Raw genomic sequence first — 24,788 nt, forward strand, 5'->3', positions numbered from 1 at the left:
CTATTAATCCTAAATTCATAATTTAGATATAATTTTAAGAATCATGATGGAATTAAATTTGATTCTATTTTATTATTGATTCCTTAGAGAACTTTAATTATTATATTTTATTTTTATCCTATTTTTAAATTATAATAGTTATCTAATAAATATTTTAAGGATTAATATAAGATAAATCTTTCTTAGAAATGATTTTTCATTAGTGAATTTGATTCATGGAATTATAATTAATCATTAATCAGTTCCAACCATACATTACAAATAAATTTTTAAAATAGAATAAATGCCATTGATTATTAAAAAAAAGAGTATGATATAAAATAATTAAAGAAAAAATAAATTTCTAATATTTTAGGATTATTATCCATAATATAAAATCAGCCTACAAATCCTCATGCATCCGGGACATAATCAAGGCCAAAGTAATAATATCCATTCGATTGTGCTCTATTATGGGTACTAAAGGTCCAATATTATTTGTTTTATGATAAGTTTTATAATAGTCCGGAATATCACCGCTTGGAACATCATCTATCCTTTCAATATCAAATAAGTGTTCCTCAATCGTGGTTAACTGGCAGTTAGGTAAATCATCCTTCCAAAAACGCCTGGAAAAATGCAATAAATCAAAATGAGGTCGGTTTAAATCATTTTTTATGGAGAAAAACCTTAAACGATTTTTTATAAATGGTAAATCAAAACTTGCACCATTAAAGGATACAAAGGCTGTGTCCTCATTGACATGAGAAGTAAAAGCAGATAGAACTGCTGGTTCTTCGCCATAATCACGCAACAAATATTGTTTAACTTCAATCTCATCATCTTGTAGAGTGGCCTCTCCCATGAGTATCACTGGCACGTTGGATAATCCCATGGTCTCTATATCCAGAAATATGAAGTGTTCTGGTTCTTTAAATCCAGCACATTCCAGAACTCGCTTGTGAGAAGCAGGATAGCGATTTTTTACCAGGTCAATTATATCACAGGCCAAACCATTATCGACTTTCTCCAGTAAAATTTCGGCCTTTGGACCAAAACGTGGGTGTTGGGTGAGGTCTTCCATGGTTTTAAAGCCATCTGTTTTTAATCTAAATTCTGTTGAATCTCCCACACCAGGTAAAAGTTTAAAATCACAATTGATAGATTTTTTAACTTTTTTAGAGGATTTAAGATTGAATTTAATTTTTTCCCGATTAGTTATCTGAAATGTTTTACCGTGATCTGTTTCAATTTCTTCCCCACCTAAATCTTCAATGGTTTTATTTTCATTTTCTTCCATTAATTTGGCCTTTAACCGTTCAACAGGATCGGTGTAGGTTGAAAGTGAATCTTTCAGATATTTTTCGTGTTTGTTGTATTTATCAGATGGCATATTAATCCTTTATTGCGTTAAATAAGCTTTAATTATAATATAGGGCCCCTTAGTTATTAATTGGCTTATGGTATGGTATATTATAAATTTCATGAGGTGATTTATTAGGATTAATAATTTATTTGTAGTTACTAATTGATTTATTTTATTTAAAGCAACTTCCTTAAACTTTCAGATGCTTCCTCATAATCAGGATTCAAGCTTAAGGCCTTACTATAAAACTGAATAGCACCATGAATATCCTCTTGGGCTTGTAAAATTACTCCTAATAAATACCAGGCCTGGTCACTTTGTGGATTGGATTTTATAATGTCACTTAAGAGAAGTTTGGCCTCTAAGTATTGTTTATTGTTATAAAGTGATATGGCCAGATGATAAAGTAAATCCTCATTTTTTGAATCAAGTGCATGGGCCTGTTTATAATATTCCAGGGCCAGGGGATGATTACCATTTTGTTCTAAGGACATGGCCTTATATTGCAGTAAATTTGCATCTTCTGGTTTGATTTCCAGGGCCCTTTCAAAGAATGATAATGCTTCTTCGGATTCTCCGTTAGCATATAGCTCTTTTCCCCTTTCTTGAAGTTTATTCAAAGCTTCAAATTCTACATAGGCCCCTGAACCTGCTAGGGCCTTGGCAGGTGTTTGTGGTGCGTGAATGGAGATATTTTCAGGAGATGGTTCATCTTTAATGGATATTCCATCTTTAATATCTTTTATTCCATCACCAGCCATCTGAGATATTTCAGGGATTATCTCCCTCACATTACCAGATTCCATATTTTGACGCATTTTCTTTAGTATGTAGCTGGTAGCGTCTTTATGAAGTGGCCTATTCTCATTACCACACTTTGGAGAGTATATGCAGGATGGACAACCCTCTTTGCATTGACAGTTATCAACCAGGGCCCGGGTTGAATCTAACAGTTCTTCAAATACTTCCAGCGCCTTTTCAGCTAGCCCTATGCCGCCTTCATAAGCATCATAAATGAATATACTTGGTTCTTGAGTATCTGGATGATATGGTGTTGATAATCCACCAATATCAAATCTATCGCACATTACATGTAATGGAAAAAGAGCGATGAGTGCATGTTCGGTGCCATGCAAACCACCAGCAAATATTTCATCCCCGTCGAATTTCTTTTCCAGTTCATCTTTTAGTGATGCAGGTAGGGTAAACCATACTCCCCGGGTTCTGAATTTTAAGGGAGGTAAATCCAGAGGATAAGTTCCCAGAACCTTACGGTAATTCATTATTTTATATTTGTAAAAATCTTCCGAAACTTCCAGTTCTCCAAAGTGAACTTTAAGCCCACCAATTTCTCTTTGATCTATTTTTTCAGTTATCTTTATGTCAACATCCTTTAAAACCTGGGTGTGATAGTCCACTGTTCTTTTGGCCACATTTATAAATCTTCTTTCACTATCAAAGGTCTCTACGGTATAGGTCTCTCCCTGGTTTATTAAGACCGCGCCTTCATGGGCCTCTCGATAGGCATGGGAACGTTCCATTTTCTCCATTAATCGATTGCTATGCATTACCTTGAAAATATCTGAGGATATCTGATCTAATCCATGTTGAAAAGCAGGATTATCATTAGAATTATAAATCCAATTATAGGGAGTTTCCCTAATGGTCCCATTATTAATTAAGTCGCTTAAGATAGAAGGTTCTGCCTCAAAATATTCTTTTAAGTCTTTTTTATTTAAGGGCAGCTCATTAATAGCACATAAAAGATGGGCCTTTACAATGTGAGGATTCTGCAAATCGATTATGGCATTTTCATGCGCCTTATCAAATAAAAACTGAGGATTGTTCATAAAGTACTGATCTAATGGGTTCTGGAAGGCCATTAATACCACCAGACTATCTTTATGTTTCCGACCAGATCTTCCAGCCTGTTGCCAGGTGGATATCATGGTTCCAGGATATCCAGATATAATTACTGCATCCAATGAACCAATATTTATACCCAACTCTAGAGCATTGGTTGTGGTTACTCCCACCAGTTCTCCAGATCTGAGTTTTTCCTCAATATTTCGCCTCTCTTCAGCCAGATAACCCGCTCGATAAGCAGTTATTTTATCGGCCAATTTTGGTTTTTTCTCACCAATCTGGTTTTTGGACCACATGGCAATGAGTTCGGCCATCTTACGAGATACCGTGAAACACAGCGTCTGCAAATCCTGAATTATGAAGAATAAAAATAAGTTCATGGTCTCCTGGTGAACTGAAAGATCATTCTTCTTATTGTAAGGATTATAGAGAATGAAATGTTTTTCTCCACTGGGAGAAGTATCTTTAGAAATAAGCTGGAATGGTTCTCCAATTAATTTCTCAGCAAATTCCTGAGGATTGGCCAGGGTGGCTGACGAGAGAATGAACTGGGGATTAGAACCATAGTAATGGCATATTCTTTTCAATCTCCTAATTAAAAATGCAACATTAGAGCCAAAAACTCCACGGTACTGGTGTGCCTCGTCAATAACCACGAATTTAAGGTTTTTATAGAATCTCTCCCACTGGTGATGCCAGTAAAGAATAAGATGTAGTTCATAGGGATTGGTTAAAATTAATCGTGAATTTTTCTTAATCCCGGGGCGTTCACTCTTAGGCGTGTCTCCATCATAGATATTGGATATGAGTTTAAGATCAAGATCAACTTCCAAGCTTTTAATTATTTGAAGCTGGTCATTGGCCAGGGCCTTGGCCGGATAAATATAGAGTGCGGTGGCATCATTATCTGCCGTGAGTTGCTCCATAATAGGCAGATTAAAAGCCATAGTTTTTCCAGAAGCTGTGGGAGTGGTAATTAAAACATTTTCTCCCGCACGCACATGTTTGAAAGCCTGAGCCTGGTGTTGATAAAGTTGGAAATTGTTTTTACCCAGATAATTCATTATATTTTCTGGAAGGTTTTCCACTTCACAGTACTGGGCCTCACGGGCCGGGAGAGTTTCTACATGCTCTATTTTATCCCGGTAGCGAATGTCATTTTTCAGTCTCTCAAGTACCTTGCTGACCATGTTATTCCTGTTTTGTAATGTTGTAATAAGAACTTAATTTATCTATTAATTATTCTTAATGGTACTTGTAAGTTAATAAATGTTTTTGAGTATTATTTAGAAATTATAGAGCATATATTATGTATAATTCCAGTTGATTTTTTTAAATATAATCAAAATAAAGCACATAATCCAATTTTCTATTATTTAAAAAAAGTATAGGAATGTCATTTAAGAGTAAAAACACTATTTTCCTATGAGAGTTCTACTTATCTTACATTTTTCTTATTTTGACAATCTTTACAATTATTTTTTTTAGGAGTAATGGCCATTAACCTATTTCATTATCCTCTAGTAAAGAATATATAACCTGACAATTTTATTATTTAATATCAGAAAAATATAATATGATTAAAATAACCTGACAATTTTATTATTTAATATCAAAAAATAATTAAAAAAAAGTCTTAAAAATGAAAAACAGAATACATATTTTGAAAATAGGTGGGTTTGAATGTTAGAGGAAGTTAAAATTGAAATTTCATCAGAACTATTAAAATTAGCTAAAGAAAATAATATTAGATTAAAGGATGCTTTAGCTGTGGGTATAAATCAACGAGCAGATGTGTCCATTGAGAGACATCTTCTTTTGAAAGAATTAGAGCATCATACAAAAGCTAGAGATTCAATACTCCGTAGATTGGATGAAACATCCCAGCTAGATGATTCAAATTATATTAACCTGGTTAATCCAATTATAAAAACAATTGTTATTAAGGCCGAGAGATCCATTCCTGAAGGAGCAAGTGTTAATGAATGGATTCACACAGAATTGCAGGATCATCAGATTGCGAGATTCATAAGAGCTCAAAAAATCGATATAACTATGGATAAAGTATGGGAATACCTTGATGAATATTATCCTTATACTCCTGATGAAGAGGCCCGGCCCATAATAGCTCCGGAATTAGAATTAAGAAATGCAGTTCAAATAATTGTTAATGATTTTGAGAAAAATAAAATCGCGTATCTTAAAAAGCATAACTGGCATTCTATTAATGATGTAACTGAACAACACATTGAGATAAAAACACGCCAATATAATGTTAATCCATCCGACATTCTGGCAGAATTATCAAAACTAAAAATTTAAAAATAAATTAAGAAATATCAATTATTCCTGAATATTAATTTGATATAAGGATATTCCTGGCCTAATAACTATTAAATCAATTAGAATAATCTGATTTATTTTACAACAAATTCTCAAGCAACTTATCCATTATCCAGCACCTTTCGGTTTTAATTCAAGATTAGATTTTTTTAAACTTTCTATCTACTTTAGAAATTCTGTTACTGCTTTTTCAACCATTTTGTCCCACAGTACCTCTAAAATCCATGGAATTAATAAAATAAATAGTGAAAATATGATAAAAATAAGGAATTTTAGTAGGTAATTTTCGATATTATTTTTTGGTATATAACTTGCGAATAATTAAACTTCTAAAAATAATCAACTTACTTACTGCAATTAAAGTTGTCAAATTAGTAGTCAAATATTTATTATATAACTCCCATACAAAATAGTAGTCAAAAAGTTGTCAAATTACTAATTTATCAATAAAATTTTCAAATAAAATAATTTCCAGAAATAATTATAATGAAAAAATTTTCATTATTAAATTTTTAATTAAAAAATTAATAAGGCCTAAAAATGTTTCATCCCAATTTCATTTACACCCAAAATATGGTAAATGATCTTTTAAAAATTAACTCTATTCGTAATTTTATTCTTAATACACATTTATTAGTGGAAATGGAAGTTTCTTTTAAAAGAGAAGCCCTTTTAAAATCAGCCCATTATTCAACAGCCATTGAAGGTAATCCAATTACCTTGAATGAAGTAGATAAGTTAGCTCGAGGCCTTAAAGTCAGCGCAGATGAAAATGCTCAACAAGAAGTATTAAATTACTTAAATGTTCTTAAAAAGCTAGATATGTATTCTAGTGATGAAAAAATCACTAAAGAGTCTATTTTAAAGCTTCATCACGATATTAATTATCAAATATTAGATGATGATTGTGTGTGTGGTCAGTATCGTACCGTGCCAGTATTCATGTCCAATAACCTTGGAGAAGTGATTTTTACACCCCCTTCCGCCTATCTGGTAGAAAGAGAAATGGAAAAATTCATTAAATGGATTAATAATCTGGGTGATTTAAATCCAGTTATTGCTGCGGGAATTGTTCATTATGAATTTATGCGAATACAACCATTTACAGAAGGAAATGGCTCAACTGCAAGGGCTTTGACCGCACTATTTCTCCATCTTGAAGAATTTGACGTTGATAGGTTTTTTACCCTTGATGAGTATTATGATAGTGACTTGACAGAGTATTATAAGGCCCTTAATTCAGTAGATAAAAAAACTAAGGATATGACTGAATGGTTAGTTTACTTTTTAGAAGGATTTTTAATTTCAATTTCTCGTATAAAAGACCAAATACTATTATTCTCTCCAGATGTTTCTCCTCAAGAACAGATTAAATTATCTAAAAAACAGATAAAAATTATTGAGTACCTTCATTTAAATGGGCAGATTAGCAATTTAGAAGTAAAAAATTTGTTTAATATCTCACGTCAAGGAGCATATAAAGATCTCAGAAGATTAATGGATTTGAATCTTATTGAAAAAAAGGGTGGCAGCCGTTCCACATACTATATTTTAAAAAATAATTTTTAAAGTATTCTTATAATTTAGTTGTCAAAATAGTTGTCAAAATTTATTTTTTAATTAATAATAAGTAGTCAAATACATAGTCAAGATATTTAATGCCTTTGAATTAGAATTATGGTTATGTTATTCCATGGTATGCTATTCCCATAGTGGTATTAAAACTATATGAATAATTTTTAAATGACTAGCTATAACTTTCTAAAAAAGAGTCTTTTGATAATCAATTTTCTCAGTTATACCATCTTTACGAATGTGAATAACTTTAAAACCTTTTTTCTGTAGATTATGGCCAATCAAATGGTGACGGTGGCATTGATAAGGATTCTCTTCACTGCACATGAGGACCATATTCTTCTCTTCAGCTAATAACATGATTTCTCGAAGGCCCTCCTTGAATTTCAATGTTTTACCCAGTAAGGGATAATTTACTTCTCCGTCAAGGTAATATTTAGGGTCGCGAGGTTTACCTCCAATCTTAGAGCCCAGGAATATATATGAAATAGATGCATTTTCCATAGCTTCTGCTAATAACTTTTTATTAAAATGGGGAACGTGTTTGCTGTAGGGAGATGAACGAACATCAATTAATGTATCAATAGAGTTTTTCTGGAGTATTTTGATGAAATCTTCCATGGAGTGGTTGCTGTGGCCTATGGTATGGATTTTAAGATCAGGCATGTTAAATCATTTATAGTAGGTGGTAAATAAAGTAATTATATTTTTATATTTATCAACTTGTTAATTACAATATTAATCTAATAATTTCAATTATATGCACTTTTGAGGCCCTATATGATCACAAAGATATCTAAAATTATTCCCATTAAATGCAAAACCCTTAACCGGGATTTATCCCGATTATTTGAATCCATAATCATTTTTTTGATACTGGCCGATGTTATTTTGCTTACCTTAATAACTTTCATACCTGTGAATCCCCAAATTTATGGAATGATTTTATTTTTTGATTTAACTGTAGTTTTAATTCTCATTCCAGAATTTATTTACCGTTTATGGAAGGCCACTAACCGTCTAGAGTTTTTAAAACACAACTGGACCGACATTATTGGGATGGTCCCTGAACTACTAGTGGGTCATTATGGTACCTATCTTCGATATTTCAGACTAATACGAATTGCTGCACTCTTTAAAAAAGAATTAAGACATATATTGGATTATTTACATAAAACCCACATTGACCAGGGTATATTTGCTATTTTAGTAATATTGTTTTCAGGAACCATTATCTTTTATGTGGTGGAGCATGGCCAAAATCCTGGAATGATTGGGATGGATGATGCTTTGTGGTATATGGTAGTTACCATCACCACCGTGGGCTATGGGGATATCTCGGCTCAGACCCATGCCGGTCGTTTAGTGGGTGTAGTGATCATGTTCGCAGGTATAGGGTTTATCAGTTTTTTAACGGCTACTATAACTTCTATTTTTATTAAAGATACTGAAAAAGAAGAAATGGATAAGATTGACGTGTTGCATGATAAGATTGATAGTTTAGAGTTTGAAATTAAGGAATTAAAGGAAATATTGAAAGAAAAATAGTATGAATTTAATTTTTTATTTTTTAAATGTGATAATTTCTAAAATAATTAATTATCAGGAATTTATTATATTAAAATTAAACTATATCCCATCCTAAATAAAATAAGAATAATCATAAATTTATTATATTAAGGGCCATATAATACTATTATGGATTTATTATTATTAGAAAGAATTGTTGGATTCATATTTGCCTTACTGCTACTTTACTCTGTTTATAATTTATTTAGTGTGTTGAAAAATAAAGAAACAGCACTTTCCATGGTATTTTTACATACTGAAAGAATATCAACTCTTTTTGGAATTTTAGTCTTGTCTTCTATGTTTACCGTGATTACTGGTGTTTTATATGCTCAAGGAAGTGTTCCTCTACTAGTGGAAGTTTCATTGAATACAAATGTATTTTTACTATTAATTTTCACCTATTTCTTGCAGAAATTAATGAAAGGCCACACTGGAAAAACTGAAGTGGAGGATACTTAGATGGATCTTCTCCTTTCAATATCAGTAGTAATATTAGTCCTATTAAACTTTTATTTTGTAATTAGACTATATCTCAACATAATTCGTTATAGGGAAGCTGCCCTAGGATTAATTTTCACCCATAAAGACCAGAGCATAATGGCCTTCAAGATTTTAGGAGCGGGTATTTTTATTCTGGCTATAAGTCGATTTTTAGATGTTTATAATTATTCAAATAGTAATCTAATAATTTCTGATGTGGCCACCGCCATGGTTCTGTTGACGAATGTCCTGTTGATTTATGTCTTCTACAAACTATGGATCATTACTGATGTCGGTCGAGATTAATTTTTGTTTTTTAATAAAATATAAATATTAATAATTATGCAATATAGTAATACTATTATTTTAAATTAAATAAGTTCTAATAATAGATACATAGTATTTCAATTTCAAATTAAACAATTAATTAGTGTGATTATCATGAGTGAATGGGTAGAAGTAAAAAAAGAAGAAGAAAAAAAAGAAAAAGTGAATATCTGGGATCCAGCAGCCTCTGGACAATCTATCCAGGGAATATTCATTGACAAAGAAGAGGAAGTAGGCCAATATAAGAGCAATATGTACACCCTCCGCCAAGAAAATAATGAAGAAATCAAAATATGGGGATCTACCGTCCTGGACAGTTTAATGGAGAAAGTTCCCTTTGGTAGTGAGGCCCGAATTACATTTAATGGGACACAGCCATCTAAAAATGGGAGAAATCCCTGGAAAGATTATAAAGTAGAGTTTCGAGAACTTGATTAATAATTAATTTTTTATTTTATTTTAATTTATTTCATATTTCATATTTGCGATTTTATTTTTAATTATAAGTAATTTAAATCTCTAAAAAATTGAATATCGTATATCTAATAACACAAAATTAATTTTAGGACTATAATTAAAATAAAATTCAGCACTAAATTAATGATTAATAATCAATATCTTATTTTAAAAATAAAAAAAATAAAAAGGTTTATTTTTTAAATGGCATTATTAATCCACCAAAGACAGCTAAGATAGCTATTAATAAAGCTCCAATTGGTATTCCGGTATGTTGCATGGGTATTTTATGATGGTTGTTGTTGCTGGATTGAGCATTGACCACTAATATTCCGGTGTTATCCACAAGATTAGGGTCGTAGGTTTCCGTTGACAAATGTGGTTTAAAGACAAATTTACCGGATTTTAAGACTTTTACCACCAGGTAAAGATATGGGTCTCCAACAGGCACATTTCCAATATTCCAGGTAATAACCCCCGTAGCTTTGTTGTAGGTAAAAGTACCTACATCAACATTGGCTTTGACAAATTCCATACCTTTTGGTATTTTCATGGTTAAAACCACATTTTGGGCCGTATCCACACCGCGATTACCGACCTTAAAGGTTATAGTTATACTATCCCCTACATGAGGTTTATTATTGCTAGCCCAGATTTTGACATATAGGTCAGACTGAGGAACTTTTAAGGTTCCAGTGCCGTTTGATGTTAAGTAATAGTCATCTCCTAAGAAATCTACTTGAATGTTGTACGTACCTCCAATCAAGTTGATGAAATAGGATTTAGTGGCTATTCCATTAATATCAGTTACTGCACTTCCAGCATTAACTCCATTAACCAGGAAATTAACTGTTCTTCCAGCTAAAAGATTTCCATATTGATCTTTTAAAGTTGCTATTAAATTCACAGTTTTTCCTTTATTTTCTGTGGCATTGTCGACGGTTATTGTAGTGTTAGCTTTATTAACCGTTAGGTTATTAGTTCCTGAAGCAGGATTGTAGCTTTCATTACCCGTGAAGTTCGCAGTTATGGTATGTGGATTACCCGCAGGGTTCTCAATAATCGGAGAGTAAGTAAAACTAGCCTGACCACTACCATCAGTAGTAGCAGAACCAACTAAATTACCATCCACAAAGAAATCAACCTGCAAACCACTTAAAGGATTACCATACACATCTACTAAAGTAGCAAACAAATCAACACTACCTAAATAAACACCAGTTGCATTGCTAACCGTAATAGTAGTGTTAGCTTTATTAACCGTTAGGTTATTAGTTCCTGAAGCAGGATTGTAGCTTTCATTACCCGTAAAGTTCGCAGTTATGGTATGTGGATTACCCGCAGGGTTCTCAATAATCGGAGAGTAAGTAAAACTAGCCTGACCACTACCATCAGTAGTAGCAGAACCAACTAAATTACCATCCACAAAGAAATCAACCGATAAACCACTTAAAGGATTACCATACACATCTACTAAAGTAGCAAACAAATCAACACTACCTAAATAGACACCAGTTGCATTGCTAACCGTAATTACAGTATCCGCTTTATCAACAGTTACTGAGGTAGATTGTATTTCATTATCCACCTGAGCTGAAACTGTGGCCATACCTACAACTGTTCCTGTAAAGGTTGAGTTGGCTGTTCCACCAGTAGTTTCAGTGTTTACTGGGTTAATAATTCCCAAATTGGTAGAAAATGTTACCGGTGTGTTGTTCGTAATGTGGTTTCCACCAGGCTGTGCATTTGGAGTAACACCGTCAAATGTGTTCCAGGTTAAATCGGCAGTAATATTTGAAGTGTTCAGGTAATGTATAGTTCCGGGATTGGCAAATATTTGAAGCATAATCCATGGACTGTAAATTACTCCAGTAGAAACTCGGCTACTAGGGTTATCATTTGATCCCCACCAGTTGTTTTCTGCTTGTACTGTAGCACCACCTGCTGCTACCACGTCTACTGCACCATTACTGAGTATTCGGTTGAAGTGTAATGCTGTGTTGTTGGCTGCGTAAAATGCACCACCAGTTCCAGATGAACCATCAGTTCCATCAGTTCCTATAGTTCCAGATCCAGTTCCCGGGCCAGCTTGTCCACCATCTCCTCCAATTCCACCATCACCAAATTGGTTATGGATAAGGTTATTGGATTCGACAGTTAGGCTTCCGGTTTTATAGTAGATTGCTCCACCATTACCACCGTTACCGGCATTTCCACCAGGGCCACCGTTTCCATTAGTGTAAGTTGATGCACTGGCACCACCTTGACCACCTATTCCACCATCGCCACCGTTACCGGCGCGATTATCAGTGAAATTTGAGTCATTTATGGCTCCGTTTCCGTTGTTGTAGTAGATTGCTCCACCATTACCACCAGGACCTCCCAGGCCTCCAGCGCCTCCAGTGTATGCTGTTCCTCTAAATGGAATGCTACTTCTAGCATCTCCACCTTGACCACCAACACCCCCAACACCACCGATTCCAGCGGTGTTTTGAGTTATATTGCAATCAGTGACAGTGAGAGTATCAGATCCAGTGTTGTAAATAGCTGCACCATTACCACCGGGACCTCCAGTTCCGCCGATTCCACCAGGACCTCCGGCACCAGTTAGGCTCCTATCACGTCCGTCACCTGCAGCTCCTCCAGTTCCACCGTTTCCAGCTTTGTTGGAGTAAATTTCGGTTTCAGATAGAGTTAAAGATCCTTGGTTAAATATGGCACCACCATTACCACCAGGGCCACCGTGGTGACCATTATATCCAGTTGGATTGAGTAGGTTACCATCAGCTGCAGAAGCTCCAGTTCCTCCATCACCAGCAGTGTTGGAGTAGATTTCAGAGCATTCTACATTAGCATTTCCAGTATTGTAGATTGCTCCCCCATTACCACCAGCACCTCCGGTTCCGCCGATGATTATATTTATACCACCACTTCCGGCATTTCCGGCGTAATTCTCATAGATTTGGGTGTTACTCATGGTTAAAGTTCCAGTAGTGTAAATAGCACCACCATTACCACCATTACCACCTTCGCCTAGGACTACACCTTTACCACCATTACCAGCCTGGTTATTGTATAGTTCACTGTTGTTTATGGTTAATGCTCCGGTGCTGTAAATACCACCACCGTGCCCACCATGGAAACCATCCGAGTGGGTTAAAGCTATACCATTACTACCATCTCCAGCACGGTTATTGTAAACCTGTGTATCGGTTAGTTCTAATGTTCCAGTACTATAAATACCTCCACCAGATCCACCAATACCTCCGTAAGTGATTGAACCTCCGTCTCCGGCCCGGTTATCTTTTACGATACAATTAATCAGATAAAGAGTGCCTTCGTTCCAGATACCTCCACCATTTTTACCATCAGGAGAAAGTAGGCTCCCATCAGGAGCATGGCCATTTTGGAATGTTATATTATAAAAATAGGCTGTGATTCCGGGAAGGATGTGAATTACTCTATCAGTTCCACTACCATCTATGGTTGCTGTTCCGCCGTTCATAACCTCAAAGGTTAAGTCCTTGTCGATGACCAGATTTTCATAAAATGTTTGGCCCTCTTCCAATTTGATAGTGTCACCACTCATAGAGTGATCCATAGCATCCTGAATAGAAATAGTTGTGGAGTAGACTAAGACTCCGCCTCTCCAAACTTCAGGATCTGGTAAATGGGTAGACGTTTTTTGCGTAATGTTATCATCGATTGTCTCTGGGCTGTTTGCAACCGTTACATTATCAAGCGATTCTGCTGATACCGCACCCAAACTAATCAATGTGAAAATAAGTAATAGCGTAATTAATATTAACTTTTTTTGCATGTTTATTCTCACTTTTTCACCCCATTATGATTTTTACATGCATTAAGGCAATGATAATAAATTTATTTATTATTTAACAATTATTTTATGTTAAAAGTAGTTAATATTTTTTATTATTTATTCACGAGTTACACCACATTAAGTGACAGAGTATAATATTATAGTAAAAACATTCAAAGGTATGTAATCAACAATTTATAATATAAAAAACATTTTCAGGTTTATACAGCTTAGTAGGTTAAGGTAAATAGAGATATGTGAAAATTAGATTATTTTTTTAGTTTAAACTTCATTTTAGATTAAACTAGCATATGAAAAAAAGTCTAATTTAAAAATAAAAAATAAAAAATAGTCTAATTTAAAAATAAAAAATTATTATTTTTTTAAGTAATATCCCGCCGCTGGAAACCAAGTATCCCCATCAATATTAGCACTAGTGCCACCACTAAAACTATACCTAAAGGCCATCCTACAGTATACCCTAACAATAAATTAGGTACATGTGTAAATGGAGAAATATTCAGTATCCAGTGATTAATATCCAGGAAATCCGCCAGTAAATTTATTATCAATAATAATCCCAGTGCTACCCAACTTAAAGAGGTTAATCTAGGTAAAAGGCCAAATAATGCCACAGATATTCCAACCATCACCCAGATTGCGGGTAAATAAACTATGGCTGCGCTTAATAGTTGGGGTAGGTTCTGGCCCATATTACCTGAAATTAATCCATAACTGACACTATAACATGAAATAAATATGACCATAATTATAGCGGGGCCGATTAATGCAAAAGAAAGGTTAGTTAAAGCCCATTTAATTCTACTTACTGTATTTGTGAGAAGGAATTCTGAATATCTTTTTACTTCCTGAGAACGTAATTTCAATACAGATAAAATCCCATAAATGGCAAATATCTGACCAAATAATACCAGCATGAAATTTATATAAATATCCAAAGGTTCTGTACCCTTACCAATTTGGGAGATGATATTCAAAAACTGTGGATTATCAATAAATATATTAGAAACGGTCTGGGCAGAGTATCCAATAAAAACTCCCATTAAAGCAAACCCTGCTATCCAAAATAGTAACATTCCCCTTTGTAGTCTCCAGGCCAGTCCCAGGGTACTACCTAATGTAAATGATGCCCTATTAGGACCACTTCTTGGTGGTAAAATCCCTGCCCCTAAATCTCGAACTGAAGAGAGATAATAGGCTAAAGCAAGTAATCCAATCGTCAAAACAGCGAATAATCCAAAAATCCACCATTCTTCACCAGCAAAAGCACGGATATTCTGCACCCATCCGAGGGGTGAAAGCCAGAAAAACCAGTTGGTGCCTCCTTCATCCCACCCTATGATGCGTAATATGAAAAAAGCTATTAAAATGGCCACACTGAGGTATCGTGCCTCACTTGAACTTTCGGTTAACTGTACCATTACTGCAGTAATGGCTGCAAAAAGGCACCCAAATGCAACCATGGATAATGCCAGGGCCAGTGAACCTTCCCATGGAAGTCCCAACCCCAAGAAAGATAGAAAAATTACTATCCCCAGGAGTATATTAGCACCGCAAATGGTAATTAAAGCTGAAGTTAATGTCGCCTGCCGACCAACTACCGTGGAATTTAATAGCTCAAGACGCCCTTTTCTTTCCTCACTACGAGTATGTCGAATCATGAGAAAGATACTTACCAATGCTACTAAGATAGGGCCAAATACAGCACTACGCCAGGCCACCAGGCCACCAATTGAAGAGTTTTGAATAGGGCCTAAAGTTATAACAATACCAGGATTACTAGAAATCTGTAAAACCAGGGCTTCTCTTAGTGCAGCGTCCGCATAAAGATTAACAAAACTGGCAGCGATGCTGACAAATATTAAAATAAGGAATAAAAATAGAATTGGTATGATTATGCGATCTCTGCGAAGAATTAGGCGGATTAAGGCCCTGGTACCAGAAAGATTTTCCATTTTCATTTAAATTCACTCCACGGCCGCATCTTCTGGAGTGTATTCATCACCATAATAACGCATGAAGAGATCTTCAAGTGTAGGGGGAGTACTTAAGAGAGACTTTACACCGAATTGGACTAAATATTTCAGCACCGAATCAATTTTTTCAGCATCCACACTAAACTGAGCATGATTTTCTTTTAAAGTAATGTTGTAAACACCTTCCTGATTTTCTAGGCCGGTAATGGGTTTATATGATTCAATGGTAATAGATGTACGGGTTAGGTGTCTTAATTCTTCAAATGTACCGGTTTCAATAATTTGTCCCTCTCTAATAATACTAACCCGGTCACAAAGTGCTTCTACCTCTGAGAGTATATGACTAGAGAGTAAAACTGTTTTACCCTCTTTTTTTAGTTCATTAATACACCCTCGAAAGACTACTTCCATTAATGGATCCAGGCCTATGGTTGGTTCATCAAGAATATATAATTCTACATCAGAGACTAATGCAGATATAAGGGCTACTTTTTGCTTGTTACCTGTTGAATAAGTACCACATTTCTTGGTTGGATCTAATTTAAACATTTTTATGAGTTTTTCCCGGCGTTCTTCACTAAACCCTCCCCGGAGTCTTCCTAAAAAATCAATGACCTCCCCACCGGTTAGGTTGGGCCATAGATTCACTTCACCCGGAACATAAGCCAAACGTGAATGGAGTTTTACTGCATCTTTCCAGGGATCAAGCCCCATAATAGAGACATTTCCACTGTTTTTTTGCAGCATACCCATTAAAATACGTAAAGTGGTTGATTTACCGGCACCATTAGGGCCAATAAAACCAAAAATTTCACCTTGCTCTACTTTGAAATCTAGACTATTTAACGCCCTGAATTTTCCATAATTTTTAGTCAAATTATTTATTTCAATAATAGACATGTACTCACATCTCCACCAATAATTATAAATTGATTTAAACGTCTTTATACCTATCAAAGGTCCTTATTTTAGATCCATACTGTATTAAACCATAAAGTATCTCTATATCGGATATTATCCATTCCAGGTATTTGAATGCCACCATATACTCCTCGTTAGTGATATCTTTTTTCATATTTTCAATCATGTTATTTGTATAATTAAAATCGATTTTTGGGGGTACTTTCGATGTTAGTTTTATTGATTCTTCCAGAGTACCTAGTAAGTCAGCCAGATATTTTATAGCTAATTGAAATTTTTTATCACTTATTTTAATGTTTTTAGTTTTTAAGGTGAGTGCAGTGAAATCACCAGATAATTTGTCAACTGAATTAAGGATATCCTGATACAAGGACACATCCACATCTATATCCTCATATGAGTCTTTTAATTTTTGAATACCTGCCTTAAGATCATTATGGGTTCTGGCTATTTCACGAACAGCGATTAATATTTCTGGATTATTGATATCCATAGGTGGTGATGATTTTAGTACATATTCTCTGGTTGAGTTTAATCTATCTGCCAAAAGTTGAGGTAGATTCACCTTTAAACGGCTTGGTAAAACAACATAGCTCACAAAAAAAGCTATTGTTGATCCAATTAAAACGTCTAACACCCTTAATCCACCCATAATCATGATTTTATCCATAGGTAGAATGAAAATAATAAGCATGGTGGCAGCTACTGCCATGTGTAAATAGCTTATATTGTAATATAACACTATAAAAGCCATCATAATCAAAATCATTACTGTAATCATCACCGGCCAGCCTATAGATATGAAAAAGTTAGCTATTATTAAGGCCAGCACCACCCCGATTATTGTGGCTATCACTCTCTTAATCATCCTTTCTTTGGTGCTTATTAGGTCTGGTTTTAATACCACGAAAATGGATAGTGCTATCCAGTGGATGTTGTGAGATTTAGTTATTAAATATAATACAAAAGCAATGCCAACAGCCAGTGAAAACCGGATTCCGTGCCTAATATACATATTGTTTATATTTAAGTTGGCTTTGATATTCTCCCAAGCCGATAAGTCCGATGAAAAATTGTTGGGAGGGAGAGGTATAATAAGTTTACCCATTAAAACATCCTGGGCTTTTAGAAATATGTTTAGGTAGCCTTTCGCTAGTTTTTTAGCATTGAAAAATTCAAGATCACTACCTGGAAAATCATTTATCATCTTGAATTTTGCCTCAAGTTTCTCAAGGCCAATTATATGGTTTTTATCATTTTTTATAACACTCTCTGCTATATCTCGGCTTAAATAATCTACTTCAGCCAAATAATCTTGAAAATATTCTTTGATTTTTCCACTTAATTCTGATTCTATGCTATTTGCTTGGAATCGGGCCCCCACCAATAGCCCTCCCACCGCCACCAGGCTTGTGTTTTTCTGGTTTGAGATAGTATCAGAGACGAGTTTCTGGGCCACTATAATAGTATTTAGATTCGCGTCGGGAAGAAGACATGATGCCACAATTTCACGTTTTGAGCGATCTTTTTGTAAAAATTTAGGGATAATGATAACCAATGAACTTATAAATGCTCCAAAAGATGCGTAAAGACCCCACTGTAATGGAGTAGCCTGGTAGTTGACTATGGCAATAGAACCGTAGAAAAACAAAAATACTCCCAAAAAACCTAGAGTTCCTGGGGCCTTTCCAAGTATATTTAAAATTGATAAGAGAAAAATCCATCCAAATAATAATAAAAGAGCTACCCATGGACTCATCAATCCAATACCGGCTGTTATAAATGATAAGCCAATTATTATAATGCTCAGGATATTTAAACGCAACAATAAATTTAAGGGGAGTTTTAAACTCAAAATCTGGCTTATAATAGCACCAGTCAATACAAAGGTAATGGCATAGCTATCCAGACCCAATAAATAAACTAATGGTAAAACAACTGCCAAGGCAGCGAACATGTTTAAAAGGCCCTTCCAGTTTGGTTGAGCATTATTAGGAAATATAAAGGTATGTATCTTTTTTTTAAAATTTTTCAAAGACATGTGACACTTCATTACAGCATGTTTTTTTTGTTAATTTAAGTTCCAGGTTCTTATAACCCTCTAAGGTTTAGTATAATTAGAACAATTAATTGATTGATTTTAAGTCTTCTTTTTCAATTTTTCCGTTAATTAGGACCATTTCGGATGATAATATTTTTTCACGTGCCTTTATCTCTACAACAAATCCGGATTCTTCCAGTTTTTGTATGGTTTTTTCAATATCACAATCAGTGGACTGCAAAATCTGAAAACGGCCTCCTTCATTGAGATAATTTTTTAATTCTAAAATGAATTTATTTATTATTTCTCTTGATTTGGAAATATCTTCGGATTGATTTTTATTATCATTAACAGCAGTATTGTATGTATTAAAGAGAATTAGATCGTATTTTTCATTTTGAACCGGTTCAAAAAGGTCACCATTTTTTAATTCAACATTATATGTGCGGTTGGCAATAACATTTTTCAATGCACATTTTATGGCCTCTTCATCGATATCCGTTGCAACAACTCTTTTTGACCTTTGGGCACAGTAAATTGCTATTAATCCAGCCCCAGTACCTATTTCCAGGACTTCGTCTCTTCTAGTTATATCAAGATTATCTGCAAGTAAAAAAGTGTCTTTAGATGGTTTATAAACATCTGGATGGGTTTTAATGGCAATTCCGTTGTATTGAATCATTTTTACTACCTTAAATAATTAAATAAAAGTTATAATTGACTATATAACTGATAATATTTAAAAAAGACCCCTAATAATTGGAAATTAAAAAATTATTTATCTTTTAGTTATATTGTTAAATAAGATTTTTAATTTTTTCAGATATTATCAAATTATAAATAATTAATCATTTTAACCATTAACTTATAGGATAAATCAGGATAAACGGCCTGATTAACTGTGCCAGTCAAATATATGTCTTTTTCAGGGCAATAGAATGAAAAAGCCGATAAACCCCTTGGTGGGAAAGCATTTTGAAGGTTAAATTTAAATATATGTTGAAATTTTTTCATTAATTGGTGGTTAGGTTCTTGTTGTGTTGTTGATTCTGCATTTTTCATTGGATTATTTACTCATTAAATGCAATTTTTTCAGTTATTTTCCAGACTTTAGACTTTAATAGTACCAGTACAAATACTGCTAAAAACGCAATTCCAATGAAAGAACCCAATATAAGATTATCAGAATTCGCAATGAAAGATGTTGCTACGGGAGCTGTTTTATTATTAATTAAATGTAGTATTACTGCAATCCAGATACTTCCAGTCTTTAAAACAGCATAACTGAAAATAGTACCCAGTACAATGCAATAAATAACCATTAAAACATTTCCAAGGATAGGATATCCTGGATAGTTATGCCCCAACACGATGAGCACACTATGCCATAATCCCCAGATAATGCCAAGTATTAAAACGCCCTTATAACCACCTAAAAGTGGAAATAGTCTGTCTTGGAGGTATCCTCTCCATCCATATTCTTCTCCAAAATAAGAGGGCCATAATATGAAGAAAAACAAAATTAAACTAGGTATCCAAGTGTTAAAGAACATATAAAGGTTAAATTCTGTAGATGGAGAGCCCAATCCATAGATATGATAAAAAATAGGAGTTATAATGAGTATTGCAGAAAAAATTAGCGGTATAATGATGTAATATCTCAGATTTTTTCCAAATGATAGTTTTGAGAGTTCCAAGCCATTTCGCCATTTCTTTTTTAAGTTCAGTATGATTAAAGTTAAAATTCCTAAAACGCCAATAATCCCTGAAAGGAGAGGTTTACCCATTATATTTCCTATAATTGGCTGAAAAAAGCTTTCAAAGAGGAATAGAACTACATAAATCAAGAAAAATGTGAATATAATTTTTGTTTCTGTAGTCATGGCTTTAGATTTGAAGTAAGCCATACAGAATATGGCAACAATAGCCGGTATAAACATAGAAGCTGAAAGTGTCACAATCCAGAATGGAGATGTATATGATAAAGGACCGGCAATGACATAAATACCTAATTGAAGAATATAGGTGGCTGCAAAAGTGATAATTAAAAACGCATATAACTCTTTTTTAAGTTGTCCTCTTTGTAAAACAGATTCAGTCAAAAATATGCCCCATTTATTAATAACCCATATAATCTAGTATTGTATCTCTAACTTAATATAAATTACGACAGAATGGCTAAAAAAGTGTTGATATGAGTTGATGGGTATTTAATTATTCAACGTTTCCATTGAATTTCCAACCGAACAATCCACTGCCATCAGTTAGGTTTGATGATTTATTTTCTACTGCAATCGCACTTAATGAAGCTTTTTTCACATCACCAACAGAAGATTTTTCTTTTCCTCATTCTTCAGCCTCATTGAACGCATTTTTCAGTTATTCATCTATTCCACCAGAAATGTCAGTTCATGCTTCGAAAAGTTAGCAGCCGCTATAATTAACTGATGAGAATTATAAATAATTAATTATTTTAACCATTAAATTAAAGGATAAATCAGGATAAGCGGCCTGATTAACTGTACCAGTCAAATATATATCTTTTTCAGGGCAATAAAATGAAAATGCACCGGACAAACCGGAGTGTCCCAGAAGTTCAGGGACTGATTTAAATGGTGAAAAAATTCGAGGCAGTTTAAACCGCATAAGGCCAATACCATACTGTAGTGGAAAGAATATTTTGTTCAAAACTTTTATCTGGGAAAGGTATTCTTACGGGAAAAATTTCGGTGAATATTAAGGCCGCCACCATAATACCCAGGCCAATGGTGGAGATTAATCCTATAGTGAATAAACATATTGAGAATATTTGATTTTAGAGACCCTAATTTGACCCGGGACGCATCTGAGAATAGTACCAGTACCAGAGCCACCTCGGCAATGATTAGTACTATGTTGGATATAGGGGCTTGGCGCACATCCATGATTCCCGTTAAAAAAAATCCGATCAATAGGCCGGCAAAGGTGATAATCATTGGGCCTTTACCGGTAATTTATTTATCTTACCCTAGATTAAAGCTATTATAAAAACCATTATAAGAAAGAATAATACGTCCAACATTTTTTTTATCTCCATATTGGAGTATGTATGAAGTAGTGGAAAAATATTGTTATACAATTAATCATAATAGTGATGCTTGGCCCCCTATCACCTTTGACTTTTATTAATCTAAAAATTCACTTATAAATTTATATTAATATAAAAAATTAAGAATATCCACTATTTAATTTATATTAATCTAAAAATAATATAAGTTTTAAGAGAATTAACAGGTGATAACCGATGGATAATAAGGAAAAAGTTATAAAAGCATTCAAAGAATCTGAAGAACCTTTAAACGCCACTAAAGTCAGTGCCCTCTCTGGTGTAGAGAAAAAAGAAGTTGATAAAATAATGAAAGAACTCAAGAAAGACGAGACCATTATCTCCCCTAAAAGATGCTACTGGGCCTTGAATAAATAGAATTAAGTTTATTATTCTTAATTTTTTATTTTATAAATAAAATTTTAATAATTTAAAAATATTAAAGAAATATTAATTTACAGATTTTTTTGGTATAAAAATTTGCAAGATTGATTGCAAAATTGACAGTTCCAACTTACAAATTTTTTCTAGAGGGATCTGGATGAGTTAATCAGATCCGCCCCACGGATAATTATATTTTTACGAGGTTGAAAACCTAAAAGTCTTCTGACAAGGTTCATATATATCATTTCCGTCATAAAATACTTTTAAAGCCCAATATTCGCCTGGAAAATCACCCTCAAATAGTGCTTCAGCACATACATCATCTTCATACCATAATTCATCAGTTTTATGTTTTTGAACTTCACAAAGAACTCCTTCAGGATTATACAATTCATAGCGTAAAACTTGATGATTTAGATGACTTCCCTTGTTTACATCAATAAGATATGTTTCTGTAGCTAACCACCAACTAATACCAAAATTGTGTGTGTAATACTCATGATCTATTATAATCATGGTTTTAATTTTATCTTGTGTAGTTGCAGCTGCAGGTTGCATTGCTAAAAAAGATGCACACAACATAAATGCTAATAATAAATATATTAGTTTTTTTTGCATTTTTTGCCTCACTTATATATTTTTAAATTAAACTTTTAACTTTTAAATATTTAAATATTTCGTTATATAATTTTATAACATTTAAACCTAGGATAGTTAAAATAAAGTTATCAAAAAATACACTTCTTAATAAAAAAAATGATTGATTTTAAAAAAGAAAAGAAATATATCTAAAAAATCTTTAATAATATATCTATGAAAGTAGAAAGAAGAATCAGACGTATTTACGAATTACTATGGTTTTTCCTGGTTATTTTATATGCTTTCACTCCATAGCGGCGATAGTTTCTGGTTTATTATGCAAACCATTACTACTGCGGGCTATGGAGATGTAGTCCCCCATACCAGTACGGGTAGAGTAATTGGTTTAATGGCCATGTTTGCAGCCATAGGATTTTCCAGCATACTAACCGCCACCGCCACCACAGCCATACTGGAAAAATTCAGAAGAGAACGTGAATCCGTAAAAGAAGAAAATCAGGAAACAATGGGCCATTTAATTAAAAAATTAGATGATATGGACAATCAGATGAGAGAAATAAAATCAGAAATAGATGATTTAAAGGAAATTCTTAAGAAATAGGTTTGAAATAAGAAATAATATATTACAACATCAAGAATATTAATTATAAAAAATTAAATTAAAATAGATTCAAACATCCTTAATTGTTTTTAATTCTTTTAATGCAGATTGATAGGCCTGTTCAGTTATATTTTTATCATCAAATAATGTTTTTAATTCAAATCGAATGTTTTTTGTCGTAATACGGTCTCCTTTATTGCGAAGATGAGCATATGCCGTGAGAATGATAGGATCTTCATCTGCTAAATCATAGATGGATACTGAATCTGGAGTTTTCGATTTTTTACTAATAGTGGCATCAATGACTTCCAGGTTAAGAGTTTTAGCATCTTCATTAGGTGATTGAACTGTTTTTACTGTTATCAGGGATACATTATCATTTACTGTTTTTCGGAATTTGTGAAAATTCACAGAATAGTTTTCCTGCCAATTTTTAGGAGTATTATTCACCACGTGATTTAAAGAATCAATGAAATTATAAAATACAGCACCGTGCTCCCCATAAATATTATCAGTTTCGGGATAATAGGAAGTTATAAATTCACAAACCCATTTTTTACGATTCCCATGGTCAGTAATTATGACATAGAATTCAGCTACTTCCCTTCCACCCATGGGTAAGGCCTTAAATTCTCCAATAACAATTTCACCAGAAATTTGCTCACCAGGCAGCAATTCATTTAAAAACTTAGTGTCGTAATCTTCCATTTTTTCCTGGACAGTTATTCCAAAATCCAACATTTAAAAGGCCCCCTGTTTAATATTGATTTAAATAATATCCTAATCAAAAAATTAAATTTATTCTTTTAGTTTGGTTGTCAAGAAGAATATTAGCAGATTTATTCTCTGCAGATGCTTTTCCCACTCTTTCATACAGAACTACTCCCTCAGTTAAGACATTATTAATAAAAGAAAAACCTTCTTTAGCCATTTTATCAAAACGAGATTTTTTCATATCTTTAGGAGATATAATCTTACCATATTTAAGTAAAAGGAAAAAAGAAACATCTACATTTTCATCCAGATCAAGGTCAACCACCACTAAAATATCAATATCTGATTCTTCACGGGCTTTTCCCCGGGCTAAAGAACCAAATAAGAAAATAATATCAATCCTTCTTTTATAATGTTGAATAATATTATTTACAAATTCATCCACGGCTTCGGGATAAACTTTAAAAGATTTCATATTATTCATTATAGTGTTCGGGTTTAATAAATTTTTTTTATTATTGAGTATCCTATGTCAATTTTATTTTCTTAGATTTTATATAATTGACATAAGCTCAGATAACCCCAATGGCAACCAAACTAAATAAGGCCTTGGTAAAACGGCTAAAATAAAATATTTTCGCCTGGAAAGATAAAAATTTTC

The 24,788-nt window shown here is 33.5% G+C and carries 23 protein-coding genes and 1 pseudogene; 9 read left to right on the forward strand and 15 right to left on the reverse strand.

Annotation, left to right across the window (positions count from 1 at the left end; all coding sequences use genetic code 11):
- Positions 1–382: 382 nt before the first annotated feature.
- Entirely contained in the window at positions 383–1,372 is a 990-nt protein-coding gene (locus tag Q7I96_00385; GenBank protein MDO9626065.1) for a ribonuclease H-like domain-containing protein, read from the reverse strand.
- A gap of 149 nt (positions 1,373–1,521) precedes the next feature.
- Positions 1,522–4,401 (reverse strand): DEAD/DEAH box helicase, encoded by a 2,880-nt coding sequence (locus Q7I96_00390; protein ID MDO9626066.1) that lies wholly within the window; start codon positions 4,399–4,401, stop codon positions 1,522–1,524.
- A gap of 493 nt (positions 4,402–4,894) precedes the next feature.
- Here Q7I96_00390 and Q7I96_00395 point away from each other — a divergent pair, with 493 nt between their 5' ends.
- Positions 4,895–5,533, forward strand: coding sequence for a hypothetical protein (locus Q7I96_00395; GenBank protein MDO9626067.1), 639 nt, complete (start codon positions 4,895–4,897; stop codon positions 5,531–5,533).
- 561 nt (positions 5,534–6,094) lie between these two features.
- A complete protein-coding gene (locus Q7I96_00400; GenBank protein ID MDO9626068.1) occupies positions 6,095–7,123 on the forward strand; it encodes a Fic family protein in 1,029 nt (342 codons plus the stop codon).
- Positions 7,124–7,315: 192 nt separating this feature from the next.
- Here the strand turns inward: Q7I96_00400 and Q7I96_00405 are convergent, their stop codons facing one another.
- On the reverse strand, positions 7,316–7,795 hold the full coding sequence (locus Q7I96_00405; GenBank protein ID MDO9626069.1) for a DUF488 domain-containing protein: 480 nt from the start codon (positions 7,793–7,795) through the stop codon (positions 7,316–7,318).
- A 114-nt stretch (positions 7,796–7,909) separates the two neighbouring features.
- Between Q7I96_00405 and Q7I96_00410 the strand changes: the two genes are divergently transcribed.
- From Q7I96_00410 to Q7I96_00425, 4 genes are all read left to right on the forward strand, one after another.
- Positions 7,910–8,677 carry an ion channel gene (locus Q7I96_00410; GenBank protein MDO9626070.1) on the forward strand — a complete coding sequence of 256 codons (768 nt, stop codon included), beginning with the start codon at positions 7,910–7,912 and terminating at the stop codon, positions 8,675–8,677.
- Between the two features lie 150 nt (positions 8,678–8,827).
- Positions 8,828–9,160 (forward strand): hypothetical protein, encoded by a 333-nt coding sequence (locus Q7I96_00415; protein ID MDO9626071.1) that lies wholly within the window; start codon positions 8,828–8,830, stop codon positions 9,158–9,160.
- Positions 9,161–9,487, forward strand: coding sequence for a hypothetical protein (locus tag Q7I96_00420; protein ID MDO9626072.1), 327 nt, complete (start codon positions 9,161–9,163; stop codon positions 9,485–9,487).
- A gap of 135 nt (positions 9,488–9,622) precedes the next feature.
- Positions 9,623–9,946, forward strand: coding sequence for a hypothetical protein (locus tag Q7I96_00425; protein ID MDO9626073.1), 324 nt, complete (start codon positions 9,623–9,625; stop codon positions 9,944–9,946).
- Between the two features lie 211 nt (positions 9,947–10,157).
- Here Q7I96_00425 and Q7I96_00430 read toward each other — a convergent pair whose 3' ends face one another.
- The 7 genes from Q7I96_00430 to Q7I96_00460 all read right to left on the reverse strand — a co-directional run bounded on the left by Q7I96_00430 (position 10,158) and on the right by Q7I96_00460 (position 20,845).
- Positions 10,158–13,796, reverse strand: a complete 3,639-nt coding sequence (locus tag Q7I96_00430; protein ID MDO9626074.1) for an Ig-like domain repeat protein — start codon at positions 13,794–13,796, stop codon at positions 10,158–10,160.
- A 371-nt stretch (positions 13,797–14,167) separates the two neighbouring features.
- Entirely contained in the window at positions 14,168–15,766 is a 1,599-nt protein-coding gene (locus tag Q7I96_00435; GenBank protein ID MDO9626075.1) for a hypothetical protein, read from the reverse strand.
- A gap of 6 nt (positions 15,767–15,772) precedes the next feature.
- Complete coding sequence (locus Q7I96_00440) at positions 15,773–16,681, reverse strand: ABC transporter ATP-binding protein (protein MDO9626076.1); 909 nt, start codon at positions 16,679–16,681, stop codon at positions 15,773–15,775.
- A 34-nt stretch (positions 16,682–16,715) separates the two neighbouring features.
- Positions 16,716–18,743: an FUSC family protein gene (locus tag Q7I96_00445; protein MDO9626077.1), complete on the reverse strand. Its 2,028-nt coding sequence runs from the start codon at positions 18,741–18,743 to the stop codon at positions 16,716–16,718.
- A gap of 85 nt (positions 18,744–18,828) precedes the next feature.
- Entirely contained in the window at positions 18,829–19,425 is a 597-nt protein-coding gene (locus Q7I96_00450; GenBank protein MDO9626078.1) for a methyltransferase, read from the reverse strand.
- Positions 19,426–19,577: 152 nt separating this feature from the next.
- Positions 19,578–19,805: a hypothetical protein gene (locus Q7I96_00455; protein MDO9626079.1), complete on the reverse strand. Its 228-nt coding sequence runs from the start codon at positions 19,803–19,805 to the stop codon at positions 19,578–19,580.
- Between the two features lie 8 nt (positions 19,806–19,813).
- Positions 19,814–20,845, reverse strand: a complete 1,032-nt coding sequence (locus Q7I96_00460) for a type II CAAX endopeptidase family protein (GenBank protein MDO9626080.1) — start codon at positions 20,843–20,845, stop codon at positions 19,814–19,816.
- A 128-nt stretch (positions 20,846–20,973) separates the two neighbouring features.
- Here Q7I96_00460 and Q7I96_00465 point away from each other — a divergent pair, with 128 nt between their 5' ends.
- Positions 20,974–21,171 (forward strand): hypothetical protein, encoded by a 198-nt coding sequence (locus Q7I96_00465; protein ID MDO9626081.1) that lies wholly within the window; start codon positions 20,974–20,976, stop codon positions 21,169–21,171.
- 26 nt (positions 21,172–21,197) lie between these two features.
- On the opposite strand, the gene Q7I96_00470 is transcribed toward Q7I96_00465, so the two are convergent.
- Together Q7I96_00470 and Q7I96_00475 are read right to left on the reverse strand one after the other, a co-directional pair.
- Positions 21,198–21,431, reverse strand: a complete 234-nt coding sequence (locus tag Q7I96_00470) for a hypothetical protein (GenBank protein MDO9626082.1) — start codon at positions 21,429–21,431, stop codon at positions 21,198–21,200.
- 5 nt (positions 21,432–21,436) lie between these two features.
- On the reverse strand, positions 21,437–21,718 hold the full coding sequence (locus Q7I96_00475; protein MDO9626083.1) for a hypothetical protein: 282 nt from the start codon (positions 21,716–21,718) through the stop codon (positions 21,437–21,439).
- 308 nt (positions 21,719–22,026) lie between these two features.
- Here Q7I96_00475 and Q7I96_00480 point away from each other — a divergent pair, with 308 nt between their 5' ends.
- Complete coding sequence (locus Q7I96_00480; GenBank protein MDO9626084.1) at positions 22,027–22,206, forward strand: MarR family transcriptional regulator; 180 nt, start codon at positions 22,027–22,029, stop codon at positions 22,204–22,206.
- A 201-nt stretch (positions 22,207–22,407) separates the two neighbouring features.
- On the opposite strand, the gene Q7I96_00485 is transcribed toward Q7I96_00480, so the two are convergent.
- Entirely contained in the window at positions 22,408–22,770 is a 363-nt protein-coding gene (locus tag Q7I96_00485; protein MDO9626085.1) for a hypothetical protein, read from the reverse strand.
- 298 nt (positions 22,771–23,068) lie between these two features.
- Between Q7I96_00485 and Q7I96_00490 the strand changes: the two are divergent.
- Positions 23,069–23,413: pseudogene (locus Q7I96_00490) on the forward strand (ion channel).
- A gap of 69 nt (positions 23,414–23,482) precedes the next feature.
- Here the strand turns inward: Q7I96_00490 and Q7I96_00495 are convergent.
- Complete coding sequence (locus tag Q7I96_00495; GenBank protein ID MDO9626086.1) at positions 23,483–24,154, reverse strand: hypothetical protein; 672 nt, start codon at positions 24,152–24,154, stop codon at positions 23,483–23,485.
- 43 nt (positions 24,155–24,197) lie between these two features.
- A complete protein-coding gene (locus Q7I96_00500; GenBank protein MDO9626087.1) occupies positions 24,198–24,602 on the reverse strand; it encodes a nucleotidyltransferase domain-containing protein in 405 nt (134 codons plus the stop codon).
- Between the last annotated feature and the right edge of the window lie 186 nt (positions 24,603–24,788).

This window comes from Methanobacteriaceae archaeon, assembly GCA_030656015.1.
In the GTDB taxonomy this organism is placed as follows: Archaea; Methanobacteriota; Methanobacteria; order Methanobacteriales; family Methanobacteriaceae; genus UBA349.

Bases quoted from the DNA above. Each gene is read 5' to 3' on its own strand.
- Q7I96_00450 (MDO9626078.1), bottom strand. From the start codon at position 19,425: ATGATTCAATACAACGGAATTGCCATTAAAACCCATCCAGATGTTTAT.
- Q7I96_00400 (MDO9626068.1), top strand. From the start codon at position 6,095: ATGTTTCATCCCAATTTCATTTACACCCAAAATATGGTAAATGATCTT.
- Q7I96_00415 (MDO9626071.1), top strand. From the start codon at position 8,828: ATGGATTTATTATTATTAGAAAGAATTGTTGGATTCATATTTGCCTTA.
- Q7I96_00390 (MDO9626066.1), bottom strand. From the start codon at position 4,401: ATGGTCAGCAAGGTACTTGAGAGACTGAAAAATGACATTCGCTACCGG.
- Q7I96_00385 (MDO9626065.1), bottom strand. From the start codon at position 1,372: ATGCCATCTGATAAATACAACAAACACGAAAAATATCTGAAAGATTCA.
- Q7I96_00500 (MDO9626087.1), bottom strand. From the start codon at position 24,602: ATGAAATCTTTTAAAGTTTATCCCGAAGCCGTGGATGAATTTGTAAAT.
- Q7I96_00440 (MDO9626076.1), bottom strand. From the start codon at position 16,681: ATGTCTATTATTGAAATAAATAATTTGACTAAAAATTATGGAAAATTC.
- Q7I96_00425 (MDO9626073.1), top strand. From the start codon at position 9,623: ATGAGTGAATGGGTAGAAGTAAAAAAAGAAGAAGAAAAAAAAGAAAAA.
- Q7I96_00480 (MDO9626084.1), top strand. From the start codon at position 22,027: ATGGATAATAAGGAAAAAGTTATAAAAGCATTCAAAGAATCTGAAGAA.
- Q7I96_00495 (MDO9626086.1), bottom strand. From the start codon at position 24,154: ATGTTGGATTTTGGAATAACTGTCCAGGAAAAAATGGAAGATTACGAC.
- Q7I96_00485 (MDO9626085.1), bottom strand. From the start codon at position 22,770: ATGCAACCTGCAGCTGCAACTACACAAGATAAAATTAAAACCATGATT.
- Q7I96_00395 (MDO9626067.1), top strand. From the start codon at position 4,895: ATGTTAGAGGAAGTTAAAATTGAAATTTCATCAGAACTATTAAAATTA.
- Q7I96_00405 (MDO9626069.1), bottom strand. From the start codon at position 7,795: ATGCCTGATCTTAAAATCCATACCATAGGCCACAGCAACCACTCCATG.
- Q7I96_00475 (MDO9626083.1), bottom strand. From the start codon at position 21,718: ATGATTATCACCTTTGCCGGCCTATTGATCGGATTTTTTTTAACGGGA.
- Q7I96_00410 (MDO9626070.1), top strand. From the start codon at position 7,910: ATGATCACAAAGATATCTAAAATTATTCCCATTAAATGCAAAACCCTT.
- Q7I96_00455 (MDO9626079.1), bottom strand. From the start codon at position 19,805: ATGAAAAATGCAGAATCAACAACACAACAAGAACCTAACCACCAATTA.
- Q7I96_00435 (MDO9626075.1), bottom strand. From the start codon at position 15,766: ATGAAAATGGAAAATCTTTCTGGTACCAGGGCCTTAATCCGCCTAATT.
- Q7I96_00445 (MDO9626077.1), bottom strand. From the start codon at position 18,743: ATGTCTTTGAAAAATTTTAAAAAAAAGATACATACCTTTATATTTCCT.
- Q7I96_00420 (MDO9626072.1), top strand. From the start codon at position 9,161: ATGGATCTTCTCCTTTCAATATCAGTAGTAATATTAGTCCTATTAAAC.